Origin of the sequence: Mesorhizobium sp. M0991 (assembly GCF_040318915.1) — a bacterium.
Classification (GTDB): domain Bacteria; phylum Pseudomonadota; class Alphaproteobacteria; order Rhizobiales; family Rhizobiaceae; genus Mesorhizobium.
The window spans coordinates 13,758-29,773 of sequence record NZ_JAMYNE010000044.1 but is presented as its reverse complement, the minus strand read 5'-3'; the positions used below and the strand labels follow the sequence as shown (position 1 = coordinate 29,773).

At 58.9% G+C, this 16,016-nt stretch carries 11 protein-coding genes and 8 pseudogenes; 13 read left to right on the top strand and 6 right to left on the bottom strand.

From position 1 onward, the window contains the following. Positions 1-190: 190 nt before the first annotated feature. Positions 191-518: pseudogene (locus tag NKH70_RS32380) on the top strand (hypothetical protein); the annotation flags it as partial. Here the strand turns inward: NKH70_RS32380 and NKH70_RS32375 are convergent. Further along, positions 479-708 (bottom strand): annotated as a pseudogene (locus NKH70_RS32375) (hypothetical protein); the annotation flags it as partial. The pseudogenes NKH70_RS32380 and NKH70_RS32375 sit on opposite strands and share 40 nt — an antisense overlap. A gap of 292 nt (positions 709-1,000) precedes the next feature. Further along, positions 1,001-1,766 (bottom strand): annotated as a pseudogene (locus tag NKH70_RS32370) (transposase); the annotation flags it as partial. An 800-nt stretch (positions 1,767-2,566) separates the two neighbouring features. On the opposite strand from NKH70_RS32370, the gene NKH70_RS32365 reads away from it, so the two are divergent. After that, positions 2,567-3,292 carry a LuxR family transcriptional regulator gene (locus NKH70_RS32365; RefSeq protein WP_353027210.1) on the top strand — a complete coding sequence of 242 codons (726 nt, stop codon included), beginning with the start codon at positions 2,567-2,569 and terminating at the stop codon, positions 3,290-3,292. A 244-nt stretch (positions 3,293-3,536) separates the two neighbouring features. Here NKH70_RS32365 and NKH70_RS32360 read toward each other — a convergent pair whose 3' ends face one another. Then, entirely contained in the window at positions 3,537-3,818 is a 282-nt protein-coding gene (locus NKH70_RS32360) for a DNA -binding domain-containing protein (protein WP_353027209.1), read from the bottom strand. A 214-nt stretch (positions 3,819-4,032) separates the two neighbouring features. Between NKH70_RS32360 and NKH70_RS32355 the strand changes: the two are divergent. The 5 genes and pseudogenes from NKH70_RS32355 to NKH70_RS32325 form a co-directional block, all read left to right on the top strand. After that, positions 4,033-4,182 (top strand): annotated as a pseudogene (locus NKH70_RS32355) (aspartate aminotransferase family protein); the annotation flags it as partial. Positions 4,183-4,708: 526 nt separating this feature from the next. Next, a pseudogene (locus NKH70_RS35920) lies at positions 4,709-5,432 on the top strand (LuxR family transcriptional regulator). Positions 5,433-5,523: 91 nt separating this feature from the next. After that, the gene (locus tag NKH70_RS32335; protein ID WP_353027206.1) at positions 5,524-6,150 is read left to right on the top strand and encodes an acyl-homoserine-lactone synthase; all 627 of its coding nucleotides are present in this window, start codon (positions 5,524-5,526) and stop codon (positions 6,148-6,150) included. Positions 6,151-6,183: 33 nt separating this feature from the next. Beyond that, positions 6,184-6,441 (top strand): transcriptional regulator domain-containing protein, encoded by a 258-nt coding sequence (locus tag NKH70_RS32330; RefSeq protein ID WP_353027205.1) that lies wholly within the window; start codon positions 6,184-6,186, stop codon positions 6,439-6,441. Between the two features lie 58 nt (positions 6,442-6,499). Then, positions 6,500-6,994 (top strand): DUF2285 domain-containing protein, encoded by a 495-nt coding sequence (locus NKH70_RS32325; RefSeq protein WP_353027204.1) that lies wholly within the window; start codon positions 6,500-6,502, stop codon positions 6,992-6,994. 8 nt (positions 6,995-7,002) lie between these two features. Here NKH70_RS32325 and NKH70_RS32320 read toward each other — a convergent pair whose 3' ends face one another. After that, on the bottom strand, positions 7,003-7,278 hold the full coding sequence (locus tag NKH70_RS32320; protein WP_353027203.1) for a DNA -binding domain-containing protein: 276 nt from the start codon (positions 7,276-7,278) through the stop codon (positions 7,003-7,005). Positions 7,279-7,393: 115 nt separating this feature from the next. Between NKH70_RS32320 and NKH70_RS32315 the strand changes: the two genes are divergently transcribed. Both NKH70_RS32315 and NKH70_RS32310 read left to right on the top strand, forming a co-directional pair. Then, positions 7,394-7,639, top strand: a complete 246-nt coding sequence (locus tag NKH70_RS32315) for a helix-turn-helix domain-containing protein (protein ID WP_352621183.1) — start codon at positions 7,394-7,396, stop codon at positions 7,637-7,639. Between the two features lie 175 nt (positions 7,640-7,814). Further along, positions 7,815-8,029, top strand: a pseudogene (locus NKH70_RS32310) (helix-turn-helix domain-containing protein). 685 nt (positions 8,030-8,714) lie between these two features. Here NKH70_RS32310 and NKH70_RS32305 read toward each other — a convergent pair. Beyond that, positions 8,715-9,884: pseudogene (locus NKH70_RS32305) on the bottom strand (IS110 family RNA-guided transposase). Between the two features lie 357 nt (positions 9,885-10,241). Here NKH70_RS32305 and NKH70_RS35915 point away from each other — a divergent pair. Beyond that, on the top strand, positions 10,242-10,625 hold the full coding sequence (locus tag NKH70_RS35915) for an ArdC-like ssDNA-binding domain-containing protein (RefSeq protein ID WP_502908446.1): 384 nt from the start codon (positions 10,242-10,244) through the stop codon (positions 10,623-10,625). A 188-nt stretch (positions 10,626-10,813) separates the two neighbouring features. On the opposite strand, the gene NKH70_RS32295 is transcribed toward NKH70_RS35915, so the two are convergent. Further along, positions 10,814-11,494, bottom strand: a complete 681-nt coding sequence (locus tag NKH70_RS32295) for an OmpW/AlkL family protein (protein WP_353027211.1) — start codon at positions 11,492-11,494, stop codon at positions 10,814-10,816. 64 nt (positions 11,495-11,558) lie between these two features. Here NKH70_RS32295 and NKH70_RS32290 point away from each other — a divergent pair, with 64 nt between their 5' ends. From NKH70_RS32290 to NKH70_RS32280, 3 genes and pseudogenes are all read left to right on the top strand, one after another. Further along, positions 11,559-11,810: a hypothetical protein gene (locus tag NKH70_RS32290; RefSeq protein WP_352997462.1), complete on the top strand. Its 252-nt coding sequence runs from the start codon at positions 11,559-11,561 to the stop codon at positions 11,808-11,810. Between the two features lie 799 nt (positions 11,811-12,609). Next, the gene (locus NKH70_RS32285) at positions 12,610-13,845 is read left to right on the top strand and encodes an ATP-grasp domain-containing protein (protein ID WP_353027202.1); all 1,236 of its coding nucleotides are present in this window, start codon (positions 12,610-12,612) and stop codon (positions 13,843-13,845) included. Between the two features lie 40 nt (positions 13,846-13,885). Beyond that, positions 13,886-14,553, top strand: a pseudogene (locus tag NKH70_RS32280) (IS256 family transposase); the annotation flags it as partial. Positions 14,554-16,016: the final 1,463 nt, after the last annotated feature.

Below are 16,016 nucleotides of genomic sequence, written 5' to 3'. Positions count from 1 at the left end.
GAGATCCAACCCGAACGCATGCATAACGTATGGGTAGGTCTGATTCTGGCTGTCGGCAAGACGCCGTTTCAGCTGATCGACTTCGTTCACGATGCTCATGCGCACACTCCTCTTGGCTTCCCGTGGGAACCTAGCAGGGGTGCGCGGCAGAGTTCTTGAATTTACCTATATTTTTTATGTACAAATGTTTACGCGAAAAGCCGTTCGATCAGCACGGGTACTCGCGCAGAGCCCTAGAAATGACGTCGGCCCCTGGATCAACCAGGTCGAACGCTGGTTCGCCGAGCTTACGCGCAAGCAGCTACGGTGCGGCGCTCACACCTCGACCAGCCAGCTCCAAGCCGATATCCACACCTTCATCGAGCGGCATAACGAAAACCAAACTCTACAAGTGGACCAAGTCCGCCGACGAGATCCTCTCACCAGTCAAACGCTTCTGCCAAAAAACAGAGCAGACCTTATGTGGCGAACTTTGGATTCACATGACAGCGCAGATTCGACGTATTCCGGGTTCATAGCCGGCTGCCCGGAAATGGTGCCTGCATTCCTTGCGGTTGAAGGTGAGAGGCAGTCAGCCACGACCGGACCAGAGAACATCGGTGGTTCGGCCTGCGGACTTTCTCAAGAGGGCTCTGAGTTTCGAGAAGGCCATCTCGATCGGGTTAAAGTCGGGAGAGTATGGCGGCAAAAGAGAAGCCGCGCACTCAACTTCTCGATCGCCTGCGCACTCAGCTGATCCTGTGGCCGGTGAGGTTGATGGGGTTGTCTAATCGCGGAAGGAACGTCAAGTATCTTCGCGCTTTGAGATGCGTTTGCCGGGTATACGGTTGTCTTCGCAGTCAACATCAGTCGCCCCATGATTGAGGTTCGCGGGACGAGCCTTCAATGTGGACGACGCGCTTTGCTGAGTCAGCGGCGCAAGCCCATCAGCGGAATGGCTCGGCCCCTCGTCCCGGCAGGGATATCTCAGGTGCTCAGATCTTGAACGCATCCGCAAATTTCATGCTGTGGCTCCCGCGATCCGATCAAAGAACTCGCCAGTCTTAAGCATCGCATGCATCGTGACCGCCAGTTTGCGCGCTACGGCAACGGCCACCCGTTTGAAGCCGATCCTCTCGCGCAGCTTGAGGTCCCATGTGCTCAGGGTGCTGTTTGTCGAGCTGCGAGCCAGAATTGACCGATGCCGCCTCCGTAGAGAAGCCCTCGTAAACGGCGGTCGCCGCGACGGGAGATGTGGCCGTGATAATCGACCTCCCCCGATTCGTAGCGGCTTCGCCAGCCGAGCCATGCGCCAACAGAGCGGGATTTTCGTGAGTTGTCAGGCTCCTCAATGCCGGCGACGAAAGAGGTCGCGGTGATCGTGCCCACGCCGGGGATCGACATGAGGCTGGCTTTGGCGGGCGCCCGCGACAAGCTGGCGCCCGAGCTCGCGGCGCGGATGCGCATGCTGCGCCAAGCCTCCGGCATCGGCAGCACGATAGGAGCGAGCCGGTCCTGATCGACAAGATGCTTCCCTTGCCCGCAGGAACAAGCAGTCCGACCGTTTTTCATGAGCCCACCGATACGTTAGAGAGTTCGGCGGTCATCCTGACCAGCCGGGCGCGTGCCGCCACGAGCGTGCCCCTCAGCATGCTATCGCACCCTTTCATCCGCACGTCCCGGAAGAACCCAACTTCTGGAAGATCGCCAGACCATCGGCGTTTGCTTCGGTTTTGTGCGGCGCCATCGATCGCAGCTTTGGCATGGCGCGCATCGATACAGATCGCAATGCTGGGCACGGTGTCGGCGCCTTTTCGGCGTGACGCGGAGACCCTCGCATGGCCAGGAAGGTGGCTGTTGTTCAGAGTGATGATGTTGAACGAGGTCCGATTGTGTCGGCCCCGAGCATCAAGTGACACGCGCAATCCGTGAAATCCGGCCCTGACATCGGGCGAGAGCAGGGTGGTTCGGGAGTAGCTGCTGCTGCTGCTAGAGGACTGAGCGCATTGCACGTTCGTACTGAGAGCGGGCCTCGATCCAAATTCCCGCTGTCTCGAGCGAGTTGACAGCTGCCAAAACGCTAGAATACAGTTCTGTCAAGAACACTATTGCTTCACCCACACCTATGCGAAAATTTTCGACTGCGGTGTCTTTGCATACGTCCTGCCGGTGTCCTCCCTGCCCAGCACGGCGCTTTTTTCGAAGCGCTCGATGGGAGCGCTTGCAACGCATTCGACAGAACGCTTGAGAAAGAGTGATCCGTATGTCTGAACGGCACTTCGATCTTCCGGCTGCCACCCGCACGGTAGCTTTCGGCGCCCGGCCGAGGTGCTTCGCATCGCACATATCAGCCCTGGATCGCTGCTGGAAGCGCGGCTCGGAATTCACCGTTCGAAGAGTCCACCGCTGGTGTGAGGCTGAAGGCACCCAGTGCCGGGATCGTGAGAACGTCCCGGTTTCTTGTCGGGACGATCATAACATGCTGGCAAACGTCCGCGACATTGGCCCGTGAGATTGACCGTCGCGTCTACACATCGGGACCGCGCACAGCAGAGAATCGAGGCATTGAGTTCAAGGCGTGCGAAGGATGCAAATTGTCTTCGAGACATTCCTGGAAAAACTGTCGGAAAGCGTCGACGAAGCCGATTTCCGCGAAGCCATGGCTTGTGCGGCCGCAGGACTCGAGCTGACCATCTTCGCCTATCTGTCCCTGCCGCCGCAACCTTCCCACAAGCCCAGGCTGATCTCGAACTATCCGGCCCGCTGGACGGCGCACTATCTGCAAAAACGTTATCAGAAAGTCGATCCGGTTATTCTTCGTGCGCGGTGTGGCGGATGCCCGTTTCGGTGGGGATCAGATATGCGCGGCTTTGCGACCTCGCAGGTTCAGCAGAGGCTGTTCGACGAAGCGGCCGAGTTCAGCATCCGCTGTGGTTTGACGATCCCGATTGTCGATCGACGGGGTGGCACCGCAGCAATGACGTTTGCCGCTGATGAACCTAATCCGACGTTCCTGCGCATCGCCGAGCGATACGAACAAGCTCTTCACCTCATGGCGACCTGTTTTCACAGGCATGCCCGTCGAAAGCTGTCCGGCAATCGAACGGTGGACGGCGTTTCGTTGACGCCCCGTGAATATGAGTGCCTGCAATGGGCAGCGCGTGGCAAGTCCGCGGCGGATATCGGCTGCATCTTGGGCATCGCGCCGCGCACCGCCGCTTTCCATCTGGACAATGCCAAGAAGAAGCTTGGCGTGCGCACGATCACCCAGGCAGCTGTGCGACTAGGCGACTCCAGATCTGGAATCCACTGACAAGCCATTCTGCCTGTAGAGGCGTAAAGGTTGTAGGGCGGGCGCGTTCGCCTCCAATGACAGGCCAAGCTCTGCCCGGAGCCCCTCGTGATGCGGTTGATTGCACCCGATTGCTACGGCGACTTTGCCGACGAACTTCACGAAAGGCTCTTCCAGGAACGGCTCGCCTGGGAGGCCATGCGCTGGGTTGGCGGGTACAGGGACTTCCTGCTCCAACGACGTAACGGAGCGACAGCTTGATTGGTCAGCTGGCGAACAAATCCTTGTATCCGGTCGTGACCATCCAGTTTGCACGGTCGAGATGACTGCGAAGGGCCTTGCTGGCGCGCTCCGGTTCTCGTGCCGGATCAATGCCGAGGATCAGATGCGCCATTTCCTCTTCGGTGGCGTTGTCTGCGGAAGCATCGAGCAGCTGCATATAGGTCGTGAAATGCTCTTTGTCGTAAGCCGTGAGGCTTTCCGACCACGGGACTTCGTCGGACAGAGTTGAGCTTTTAATCTCACCGGTTTCGATCGGTCGATTCATGTCTGCTGCGAGCCTTGCCTGTGCTGTGCTGGAGCCAAGCAGCCTATCCCAAAATGGGATAATCCGAAACCAGGATGCTCGGTGAGCCCGCACGGCTGGAACTTCCTGGGTCAGGCCGTTCGCCTTGCGTAACGAAATTAGTTGGGCCAGAAACCGCCAGTGGCGGGCGATCGAAGAGATTTGGGCATGTAGATGAACGGGTCAGTTAAAGAGCGTCATAGGCCGCGCGATGCCGCATGGCGATATCCTCGGCTTCGCGCCACCTCTGATCATTACCCGAAAAGAGGTCGACATCATCGTCGACGCGACCGCGAAATCAGTCGACACGACCTATCGCGCGCTGAAGGCGGAGGGCGCGATATGATCTGACGTGAGATGACGCCTTCGACTCGGATCGACCAGGATATCACGTCCGGTAGCCCTGTGGCGTCATGAGCAGGCGCGCGCAAAGCACGCTCTTCGCTTGTAAGGCAACTTCCATCGAGGGAGCCGCTGCCGAAATTCGACGCCAGAAACACAGTACCGCCTTCGCGTCCAAGATGGGACGTAGGGCTGCTGCAAGTTGTAGAGGTGACGCTCTCAGAGACCACAGACCGCAATCTACCGTGAGGCCCGAGCTCCTCATGGAGACAGTCTCAACAGCCCGTAAACAGACACCCCGACCGTAAGGAAGTGCAGCCCAAGAGGACAACTGTCACCTGCTAACAGATGACGCTGGAATTAGGTCTCGGTCTCGGTAAGAGCGCCGTCGAAGCACATATCGCCCTCCCAAGGCGCACGGCCCGGCACGGAGCTCAGTCTCCGGCCGGGCCTTCAGCCCAGAATGGCTGCGCATTGGCCGGCCCGTCTTGGCTTCTTTGTGGGGGGCCAGAACTCACTGCAGTTTAGCTATGCAAGACGCTTTTCATAGATTTGTAGAGCAGATCGTAGACAGCGCTGACGCGACGGACCTGCGCAACGCTCTGGGCGAGATTGCCTCTTCGCTCGATTTGCCGTCTTTTGCCTATCTTTTCCCTTCCCCTGGCAAGGGCCGCAAGGTGCGCCTGATTTCCACCTACCCTCAATCCTGGACATCTCACTACCTTCACAGTCGGTATGAAAAGATCGACCCGGTTATTAGGCGCGTGGTGGTCAGGAACCATTCAACTGGGATGCGCACGGTGCTGATCTCGAACTATCGACGCAGCAGCGCCAATTGATGGATGAGGCGACGCAATTCGGCATTCGCTGCGGCTTCACGATCCCGATCTATGACAGCGGCGGCCTGTTTGCAGCACTGACCTTCGCCTCCGACGAGAGGCAACCACTGTTCTTCCGCGTGATCGACCGATATGACCGCGCGCTCGAGCTCATCGCGATTTTCTTCATCTTCATGCCTGTCGCAAGCTGGCCGACGGTAGGATCGTGGATGGCGTCGCCCTATCGCGAAGGGAAATCGAGTGTCTGAAGTGGGCGGCTCGCGGAAAGACGGCGTGGGAGATCGGCCGCATCTTGGGAATCAGTCGGCACACCGCAGCCTATCATCGGGATAACGCCAGGATGAAGCTTGGCGTGAAGACGGTTATTCAGGCAGCCGTTCGGCTTGCACTATCCAGGCCATCTCTCTTCACCTGATCTCCGAAACCTAGGCACATACACAGGTTGTATCAACTCCGGCCCTTGCCTTCAATCGCAGGTGTTATCCATGCGAGGGAGAAAGGCCATCATGATGCAGTTGATCACGCCGGATTGCTACGCTGAGTTCAGCGACGAGCTCGAGCAGATGCACCGCTTGCGGTATCGCGTCTTCAGGGATCGACTTGATTGGGACGTTTCGTTCAGCGGCGGCTATGAGGTCGATCCGTTCGACGCGCTTCGTCCCCACTACCTGTTGCTGCGTTCGCCGACCGGGCGCATCGACGGTTGCGTGCGCCTGTTGCCGACCACCGGACCGACGATGCTGCGCGATAGCTGCTTCGCTCTCCTTGCTGACCGTTCAGCGCCGGAAGATCCGCGGGTTTGGGAAAGCAGCCGTTTTGCGCTTGATCTGCCGCCTTCCGCGCCGAAACAGGCGGGCATCGCTGTTGGCACCTACGAGCTGTTTGCCGGAATGGTCGAGTTTGGTGTGTCACGCGGTCTGCGCAGCATCGTCACCGTAACCGATCTGCGCATAGAGCGGATCTTGCGTCGCGCCGGCTGGCCACTCGAACGGTTGTCCGATCCGCAAACAATTGGCAACACACGTGCCGTTGCCGGATATCTCGACGTCTCGACAGAGAGCTTGGAAGCCCTCCGTCGCAATGGCGGGCTCAAGGGCCCGGTGCTGTGGACACCGGTCATGAAGATCGCCTGAGCCTGGAATCCAACCCTTTCTGGAAATGATGCAATGGACGAAACAAGACCTGGCCCTGCCTGGCCGGACAGGCAAGATGATGGTGACTATGGCTATGTCGAGCAGCTCACCAGCCGAGGCTGGGCCTGGCAATTCCTCAGGCGCAATCCGGACTTCCAGAAGGATCTGGCGAACGCGCTACGCGGTGCCGAACGCACGAACGCCCGGTCCGTGGACATTATCAGCCTGCGTTCGAACACTGTTGATCTCTCGCGGTGGGGCCTTCTGTTTTGCAAGCTCAAAAGGAACTGATGCGAGCGTCTTTTGGTGCCCCTGCCAATGTCCGCATGTTTTGCCCGTTGCTGCCGAAATGGCGGCGCGGCCGCGCGGGGTTGACTTGCTTGATCTCGCCCCGCGCTCCTGCCGCATCTCCATACTCGTCACGCGGGACGGGCATCAGCACGTCCTTGTCGAAGACAGTGGTAGGAGCTTGCAGCTGGCTGCCTCCGGCGTCAGCATCCTCGAACCTGTGCGATTGACATCCTCCGTCCTCTGGTCGCCAGAGGAACTGAAGCAACGCCTGAACGCGTTGGAATGTCTGAACAGCCTCTGTTGGACCGGCAGGCTGCAACCAGGATTCTTTCCGGCCGAGCCCCGTTGCTCGCGGTTGAGCCGAGTCTTGCGTGCGCTCGACGGCTTCATCGCTGGCGCGTCACACCGCGAAATCGGCCTTGCTCTCTTCGGCAGAGCCCGCGTCGAGCAGGACTGGGCCCACCCCGGTGACCATCTTCGCGACAGCGTCCGCCGTGCAGTCAGACGCGGGCGCTCGCTTATGAACGGTGGTTATAAGCGTTTTCTTCTATAACGTCACCATCAGGCCTTTCGGCCAGAGAACAGTTCTTTGTACCCCGCCACCACCAGCCAGTGGGCGCGCGCGAGATGGCTGCCAACCGCCCTTTGGGCGCGCGCTGGCTCTTGCACTGGATCGATGCCCAATATCGCCTGCGCCATCTCTTCTTCGCTGGCATTGCCGGCGCATGCGTCTAAAAGCTTCAAATATGTCGTGAAGTGTTCATCGTCGTAAGCGGTCAGGCTCTCCGCCCATGGGACCTCGTCGGCAACAGCAGGTTGGAACAATCTGTCTACCATTTCATGTCTCGCCTAAGACCTATTCCGCGCCCGCGCACGGCACAATATCCCAAAATGGGATAATCCGAAACTGGGATTAGTCGGTGAGCCGGTTCCTTCTTGGCCGGTTCGTTTGATGCCGAAATCCCTTCGATCAGCTCGCCAGCGCCGGCTTCTGAAACGGCTGATTGCGGCGCGCAAAACCAAAGGAGTCACCCAGACCCAGGTTGCTGATATGCTGGGCCGCCCACAATCCTTCGTCGCCAAGTACGAGGGTGGTGAACGTCGGCTGGACGTAATTGAGTTTCTCGACGTTACCGAGGCTCTCGATATCGATCCTTGCGAGCTTCTGGCACAAATGCGTCGCTCTCGTGACCTGTAGATGGCGTTGCGCTTTGTTTGGGGGTCAAACTTCACGATTTACATCCTTGAGTTCACGGACAGCGGGATTTGCCGTCGCTAAAGTGATGCCGTGCAGCCGCTCCCCTTTGTTGTCTCTGATTTTTGTAGAGAATCCTCCGTGGTGAAATCCTCGACAAGAGGGTGGCTTCTCGTGCATGGAAATCCGAGAGGTCTTTGCCCGCTATCTGCGTAGGCATCGCCAAAAAAGAAATTGTCGTAAGAAGCGCTGGCGCATGAGGCTGGCGTCGACCGAACATATGTCAGCGCACTTGAGCGCTCGGTCTATGCCGCCAGCATTGATACGGTGGCAAAACTCGCCAGAGTGCTCGGAATCGAGCCGGCCGATTTACTCGACCCTCATTCTGAATAAATCTGGAAGCAGCGACGAAACCGCGGTTGATGAGACTCGACCAGAAGGTTTTCCAGGCATTTCATGCTGCTGACAGGAGCACCCGCGCTGGCGACGCGCACCAGGTGCTCGTGAACCGAGCCCGCTTTTCTTCGACAAGCTCAGGCGGTCTCGGCCATTCGGCTTCGCCCCTTGGCGTGGGCAGCCTTTCGGGCTGTGACGGTCGCCGCCCTTGCGGGCGGCGCGGTTTGTCTGTTGACCTTTCCCGGTGGCGCGGGGTGGGCGGCACTCCCTTCTAGGCCCGCCGCGGCAGCCCGCAACCCTTCGCTCGCGCTCAGGGTCCTCCTCTTCGTTCCGGTCCTTCGGATGCGGTCCGCCTACCACGGCGGGCCTATCCGGTCGCGACGCGCTGCCCACCCCACTCACATGGGGACTTTGTCGTCAAGGCTGTCTTCGCATATCAACCTCAATGCGTTGTGATCCAAGGTCCGAGCCTGTCGTCTTGGCGCGGTGACAACACCGGTCCAAACTCACATACGGTCGCTGCGCTGTGGCAACTGCACCAATATCCCGCTTTCGTCGGTAAGGCTCAGGGGAACGCGACCAGTCTTCCGGACGGCATTTTAAGCCAAGTGGGGTGGGAGGTTCGTTCGCCCTGGATCAGCCGGGAGCGATCAATCCCGGCGGATGGAAGAAAGTGCGTTGATCAGGCCGGCTTCATGACAGCACCCTCAATGGCAGCATCATGATGAACATACTTCCACAGCGCGATCAGAAGTTTCCTCGCGAGCGCAATGATGGCCGGCTTGCGGCGCCTGCCACCCTCGAGCGCAACCCGCTCCTGGAACCATTTTGCCAATGCCGAGCGAGGTTGATGCAACAGCCAGAACCACGACAATTGCACCATCACGGTCCTCAGCCTCGGATTGCCCGCCTTTGATACGCCCTGTTCCCGGCTGATCGATCCGCTTTGCCACGGTGTCGGTGTCAAGCCGGCATAGGAGGCAAGCTGCCTTCGATTCCGAATTCGCGGTACAGGCCCTCGGACCACAGCACCTCGGCAAAGTCCGCTCCCACGCCGCGCAGTTGTTTCAGCATCGACATTCCATTGGCGACCTTTGACGGTTCGCATTCATTGCGAGCCACTTCGTCACGCACTGCCTCCACGTCCTTGATCTGCCGGAGCACGAGCTCGATCCGGTCCAGGGCACGCACAATCTCCGTCTTCAGATTCTGCGGCAGCTCACGGCCGTCGCCGGTCCTAAGTTCTTCCAGTCGCGTGCGCCGGTCCCGCTTCAGTGGCTCAAATCCAACGACACCTTGCGAGAACAAGAGCCCCTTGACCCGGTTCACGATCTTGATCCGCTCCGCGATGAGAGCGCGTCGCTCACGACTGTTGCGCTTCCGGTCCTCTTGCTCGGGCGATGGCGGCACGACCATAGCGCAGACCCTCGGCTCGCCGCGCTTGTAGGCAAGCAGGGCGCGAAGGAGGGTCTCGCCGTCCAGCTTGTCTGTCTTCGCCCGGCGTTTCCTGCGTGACGTTGCGATGGATGCGGCGTCGACCACATGGCTCGATGCCGTCACGCGCAAGGATCCGATGTATCCAGAAGCCGTCCAGGCCAGCCTCCTGGATTGCGATCACCGGTACGTCACGGCTCGTTCTGCGCCGAACCGTCGCCTTCAGCTGGCGGACAAGGTCCAACAATCCGGCCGTATCGCCTGCCTTGACGACGCGCTTTGACATCTTCTCTCCATTGCACGGCAGCAAGCTCGTCACCAACCAGGTCGAGCGACTGAGTTCGAGAGACAGGAAGATAGCGCCGAGCGTCGTATGGACTGCACCGGTTTCATTCTCAGTCGTGTTTTCAGTCTTCATGTGTACTGTCCCTCCAAGTTCTTCATGAACAACATGCTGGTCAAAGCGAGTTAAATCGCAGCTGCGGTCATCGCTTCGCGATGCGGTTTGATTGTTGCCTGCCCCCGCTCGCGGGGTGGGCGACGCTCCTTTCTAGGCCCGCTGCGGCGTGCCGCAACGCTCGCTGCGCGCGCATCCTCCACTCCGTTCCGGCCCTTCGGGTGCGGCCCGCCTCGTTCAGCGGGCCAAGCCAGTCGCTTTCTGCCGCCCACCCCACTCACGGGGGCAGGCACGCGAGATTGGGATCGAGCGCTGCCTCCACCGCCCCATGGGATCTTCCGGGGAAAGGCGCGGCGATTGGTGAGCGGAGGATAAGACATGCGTGCAAACAGCAAGCGTTGTGCCAGCACAGAGGCTGGCGCAGGCAAGGGCGGGCGCCCCGGCGCCAGCCTTTATCAGGAGATCACCGACCGCATCATTGCCGAACTGGAGCGCGGCACCGTGGCATGGGTCAAGCCATGGGGCAGGGCAAAGGCAGGCCTTGGCCTGTCGAGGAATGCATCCTCTGGGCGCCAGCCACCGTTCCTGCAGCAAAAGAACAGCAGCTGTCGCAGCATGGCTGAACAAGGCATCTTGTCGGCGTCGAGGGAGGTCCGTGCTCGCCTTACAAAGGCGCATAGCTCTGACATGACGTCCGGGAGACTGATGCCGGGCAGTCCATCAACAATACCCAACAACCATCCTGATTCGAAGCGCATCTAAGCACGTCCATTTCAGGCGTTAGTGGAGGCCGCATTGACCAGGGATACCTTCTTGGTCCTCTGGAGGAGGGCGGCCGTCCGTCGACAACGGCTTCTTCAAGTGTCGCCCGTGCAGGGACGACCGTAAAAAGGCGCACGAGGCGCCCTTATTTCCGATCGGCTATCACCAGCCGCCTTTACCTTTCGTTGTTAGAAGCGGTAGGTGACACCTGCGCCTATCAACCAGGGATCGAGCTCCGCCTTTCCCGTCAGCTTCGCGCCGTCGACCGTGACGTCGAAGTCTGGCTTGAGGAAAAGCTTCTTCACGTCGAAGTTGACGCCCCAGTGCTGATCCACCATGTAGTCGAATCCGACCTGCAGCGCGGCGCCGAACGTATTCTTAACCTTGAGAGCATCGGCACTGCCGACACCCTGGTTATAGAAGATCGTGTAGTTCACGCCGGCGCCTACATAGGGCTTGAACGCGCCTAAATCGGTAAAATGATACTGCAATGTGAGCGTGGGCGGCAGCAGCCAAACCTTGCCGATATTGCCCAGCCTGCCGATCGTACCTTGGCCCCCGATGTTAGCATAGGTGGTGCCGAGTATCAGCTCGGCGGCGATGTTGTCCGTGAAGAAATAGGAGATATCGAGTTCCGGCGTCACGGTGTTCGAATACGAAAGATCGGAGCCGGGCACTGCATTGACGTAGCCCGAATCCTCAGTGACGACCCCCAACGCACGCAGGCGGATCTGCCAAGGGCTTGGCGCTTCCGTGACCGAGGCTCCCGCCTGCGGGACGCTCGCCGCTTGCGCAAGGTCCGCCGCGACGGCCTGCTGTCCCATCACAATGAGGACAACGGCCGCTGTTACTCCCAGCGCCGCGCGCATTTGGTTTCTCGCCATGATATTCTCTCCTTGCTCTTCAGAAATGTGGACTGAATTACGAAAAATCTTGCTTGAATTGCTTGATATTGGCGGAGCGCTCATGCCCAGTTTGCTTCGCGGCTGCGACCGCAGGTTCGGCGCGCATGATCATGGGATGATTTCTCCTCTTTCCGTGCCGCAGCGCGTTTTGCGGACTGCGCTGCAGGTGTCGTGCCAAATGAGAAAATCATTTCAAAACAATGCGATCACCCTGATGGCGCTGTGTCTCATGTCCGACATCGTCGAAGATCCGACAACGAACGCAGCCGTGACCGCCTGATAGAACCTCCTGCGCCACGGTGGACACTGCGGAATAAGCAGTGAAGCTCACCGCGAAACTGGTCGAGCTTCGGATCGACATCGGCGACGGGGCCATCGACGACCACTACGTCGCCGGTGTCGGGCGCGGCACAGCCTGAAGACTCCGCGGCGGCGATCATCGAATGCTGCGTTTACGATGGCTCCATCTTGGCCCACCAGTGGGCGCGCAAAAGGCTGCTTTGCGGCCTCATCCCTCCGCCTGGATTGAGTCGCAGGGACCGAATGGCGCACGTGCTTTTGGAACCGGCATACCTCGATCGAGAGCTGGCCCGCCCCCGCAGCCGAAGAAATGGGCAGCGGGATATATGACTCGTAGACTTTCGATCATCGGCGGTGGCATCCTAGGGATGATGTCCGCCTCCGCTGCGGCGAAGGCCGGAGGTTTCTCTGAAATCATCGTGACCGAACAAGCCTTTGGACCAAGCGGCGCATCGCATTATTCTGGGGGCGTGCATTTCCCCTACGGTCGAAGACCGTACCAGGTCGCTCACTCGAAAGGGCGCCGTGGTCTTGGCGGCCATGGCTGGGTCGGACGTCAACCGGTGGTACCGGCCTTTAGCGATGCGTGTCGTGGCGGCCCTCCGCAATCATGACGCTTGCAACACACAGGCTTCAAATAACTTCACAGTATCTTTGCGAACGAAAATCAATGAAAGTGGTACTTTCACGACAAATGTCTAAGGCCGGCACGGCGAATAAAGCTGTGTCGATCTACGCAGGCACCACCGTACAGCAGCCTATCCAGGAGTCGACAGCGAATGAAAAGAAGAGCGCTCGTTCTACTTGAAGGCACAAGGAGCAATGGACCGCTGTTCGTCCAAGCGGCCCAACGTCTTGGTCTTCATCCAATTACCCTTTCGGCTGATCCAGCTCACCACAAGTATCTCGCGGCGGAAGGCAGTGAAGCAATCCGTGTCGATACAGCCAATCTCGATGCGCTGATCCGCGAATGTGCCCGATTGCATACGACCTACGACATTGCTGGCATTACCAGCGCCCAGGAATCGATCTATGCCACGGTCGGCAAGCTCTGCCGGCATTTCGATTTACCGGGACCGAATCCTACATCGATTGAACGATGCTGCGACAAGTTCACCCAACGCAAGCTCCTAGCTCATGCCGGCATTCCGATGCCTGCTTATCAATTAGCAACGGATGCGACGGACGTAGAAAGGTCTGCTGCGGAGATCGGCCTGCCCGTGATTCTAAAGCCGGCCGTAGACAGTGGCGGCAGCACGGGCGTCAGGTTGTGCCGCAGTCTCGATGAGTTGGCCGAACATACCAACTATCTGCTGGGCGGCAAGCACGTATGGCCGTCGTCGCCAAGGATAATGGTCGAAGAATTTGCAGAAGGCCCCCATTATTGGGCTGACATAATGGGAGATGAGATCATTGGGATTGCCGCCCTTGACTTCGGCGGCGCACCGCATTTCGTCTATCGTGAGTGCTCCTTTCCGGCCGCGCTGACTGATGAACAGCGCGATCGTATCGCAGATGTTTCGCTGAGCTGTTTGCAAGCTCTCAAGCTTGGCTGGGGGCCATCCAATGTTGAATTCCGGTGGACGAAGCGTGGCCCGGTCGTCATCGAAGTCAATCCACGTCTTGCGGGTTCGCCCGGTATTGAACTGGTTCAGCTAGCTTACGGTGTTGATCTCATAACCGAGCATATCAAGCTTGTGATCGGTGACGAATGGAATTTGCGCAGAAGCTATTCAGAAACTGCGGCCGCGCGTTTCCTAGTTCCTGAACGCGATGGCACGCTCGATTGGATAGATGGCGACAGTCAGGCGGCTGCTATACCTGGCGTCGCCAAGGTCAAGTTGTATCTTGAACCCAATACGGCGATCGTCAGGAAAGGCGATTGGGAAGACTTGATCGGACATGTCATCGCCAGTTCACCCAACCTTGCTCGGACTGAGGCGATACTTCAGCGGGCCGTCGACTTAATCAAGTGGTCGATTACACCATTTTCCAACCTTGGTGAGAAGGAATAGCCTAGGGAGTGTCAGGAATTCTGTGCGCGAGGCCATGATGATGGAAAGGAGAGAATCATCACATGCTATCGAGAAGGACCTTCTGGACCAACTGCTTGCCGGCCGCGATCCGAATGAGGTGTTTGCCAAGGACGGATTGCTCGATGACCTGAAGAAGGCGCTTTCGGAACGGATTCAGAACGCTGAACTCGACGAGCACCTTGAGGACGAACGCACCGACGGCAGCGTCAATCGCCGCAACGGCCATTTGGGGAAGTCGGTGCTGACGGGCACGTCGAAGATGACGCTGTCGATCTCGCGCGACCGGGCCGGGACCTTCGATCCGAAGCTGATCGCCAAATAAGGCGCCGTTTTCCCGTTTTCGATGACAAGATCATCTCCATGTACGCGCGCGGCATGACAGTGGGCGAGATCAGCGGTCATCTGGAGGAGCTCTACGGCATCAACGTGTCGCCGGACCTGATCTCGGCGGTTACCGATGCGGTCCTGGAGGAAGTGGCCGAGTGGCAGGATCGGCCGCTGGACGCGGTATATCCGCTCGTCTTCTTCGATGCCATACGGGTCAAGATCAGGGACGAGGGCTTCGTCGGGAACAAGGCCGTCTACATCGCCCTCGGCATCCTGCCGGACGGCACGAAGGAGATTCTCGGCATCTGGATCGAGCAGACCGAGGGCGCCAAGTTCTGGCTGCGCGTCATGAACGCGCTTCACTGATCCGCGCGGACGCCAGTTGGGACAGCTTGGCGGTTCGGCAAGTCGGGGCTCCAGCCTCATGCTCGCACGCCACGGCCCCCGCCGTGCGCCTCCACGCACAGCTTCAACCTCGGTTCGAGCACATAGTCCCGGGATGAGGTCTTCCGGATAAAGGATGGCCGGATATTCGTCGCAAAGCCCGATAACGTGCACCATGACCCCTTACCGCTGCTCGACGAATTCTGCAGGGAGCTTGTGACTGAGTTCTGTGAGTTCGGTGAAAGACACGCCAGGCCTTAGCGTGGCCATGTTCGTCATCACGTGCTCATAAGCAATTGCGTGCAACCTTCGCTGGGGCGACCGCCGTCGCCACAGTACCGGGCGCGGGAGAAATCGGCACACATGCCGTAAGGCCCGACCATATCGGCGTCGAAGCCAGGTCCCCCGGCGTAATGCGGCGCGGGCCAGCTTCTTGCATCCAGGGGTTGTGCGCGGACCGGAAACGTTTCGATCCACTCCGCGCCCAATGTCTTCGGCGTGCAACACCCACCCTAATTCCGTCTGGCTATGCTTGGCCGCAAACGCTCGCGCATCTTGGCAACCGCAATTTCGCAGGTACCCACCGCAGCGCATCGCATTGATCTCGTCAATTCCCTTGATCGCGCTGGCATGCTCCATGAGCTGCATGCGTTGAACACTTCAATGCCAAGCGCATCGAGCGCCCGCAGGCCGAGATCCTATTTGTCAGGCAAAGCCCCTGGCACCCGCTTCCTCTTCATCGCCGGCGACGAAACAGTAAGAGCCGGCCCCACCCATCCCGGATTTCATTGATGAGCGGCTAATAAGTTAACGGGTGACTTCAACGATGAAAATCCCAGAGAACCAGGTATCCATCGGCCGATACGAACACAGCTCGAGAGGGATTGTGCATGATCCAGATATGCATGCGAGCGCAAATGCCGCTCCTGCAATCGAAGAAATCAGAGCAGGAGACATGGCGCCTCAGGCGATGCAGCAAAGCGCGGTAGTCGCCCCTGCGGCACGATCCGTCTGAACGGCTTTTCGGCCCCCGTCGCTTAGCGCCTTTGGCCCTGCATCCAGGCGAGATCGATGGGGCTGTACGCGGTCTCGAAAATGCTCGAAGAAACGACCGAATCTGTCGAGGGTACTGTCTAACCACGAAGCTTCGATATGAATTAGTTCTATACCAGTCGCTATCTTTTCCGCCTGCGATACCACCGCCGCATCGTCTATTCTAAGAGGAAAATGGAGGATGAGCATGAGCCGGCGCAACTGCGGCGCCGTCTCCTTCGGCAAGTCGGGCAGCAAAAGTGGGAACTACCCAGCAGTGGAAAGTATAAGCCCTCGCACTTTCTCAAAGCTGGCGCTGTACTTGGCAGATCGGATACGACCGCATCTCGCTAACGCTGCGGTGCCTTCGCTCGTTTCAACCCCTTCCAGCTGCGATTTCCTCACTT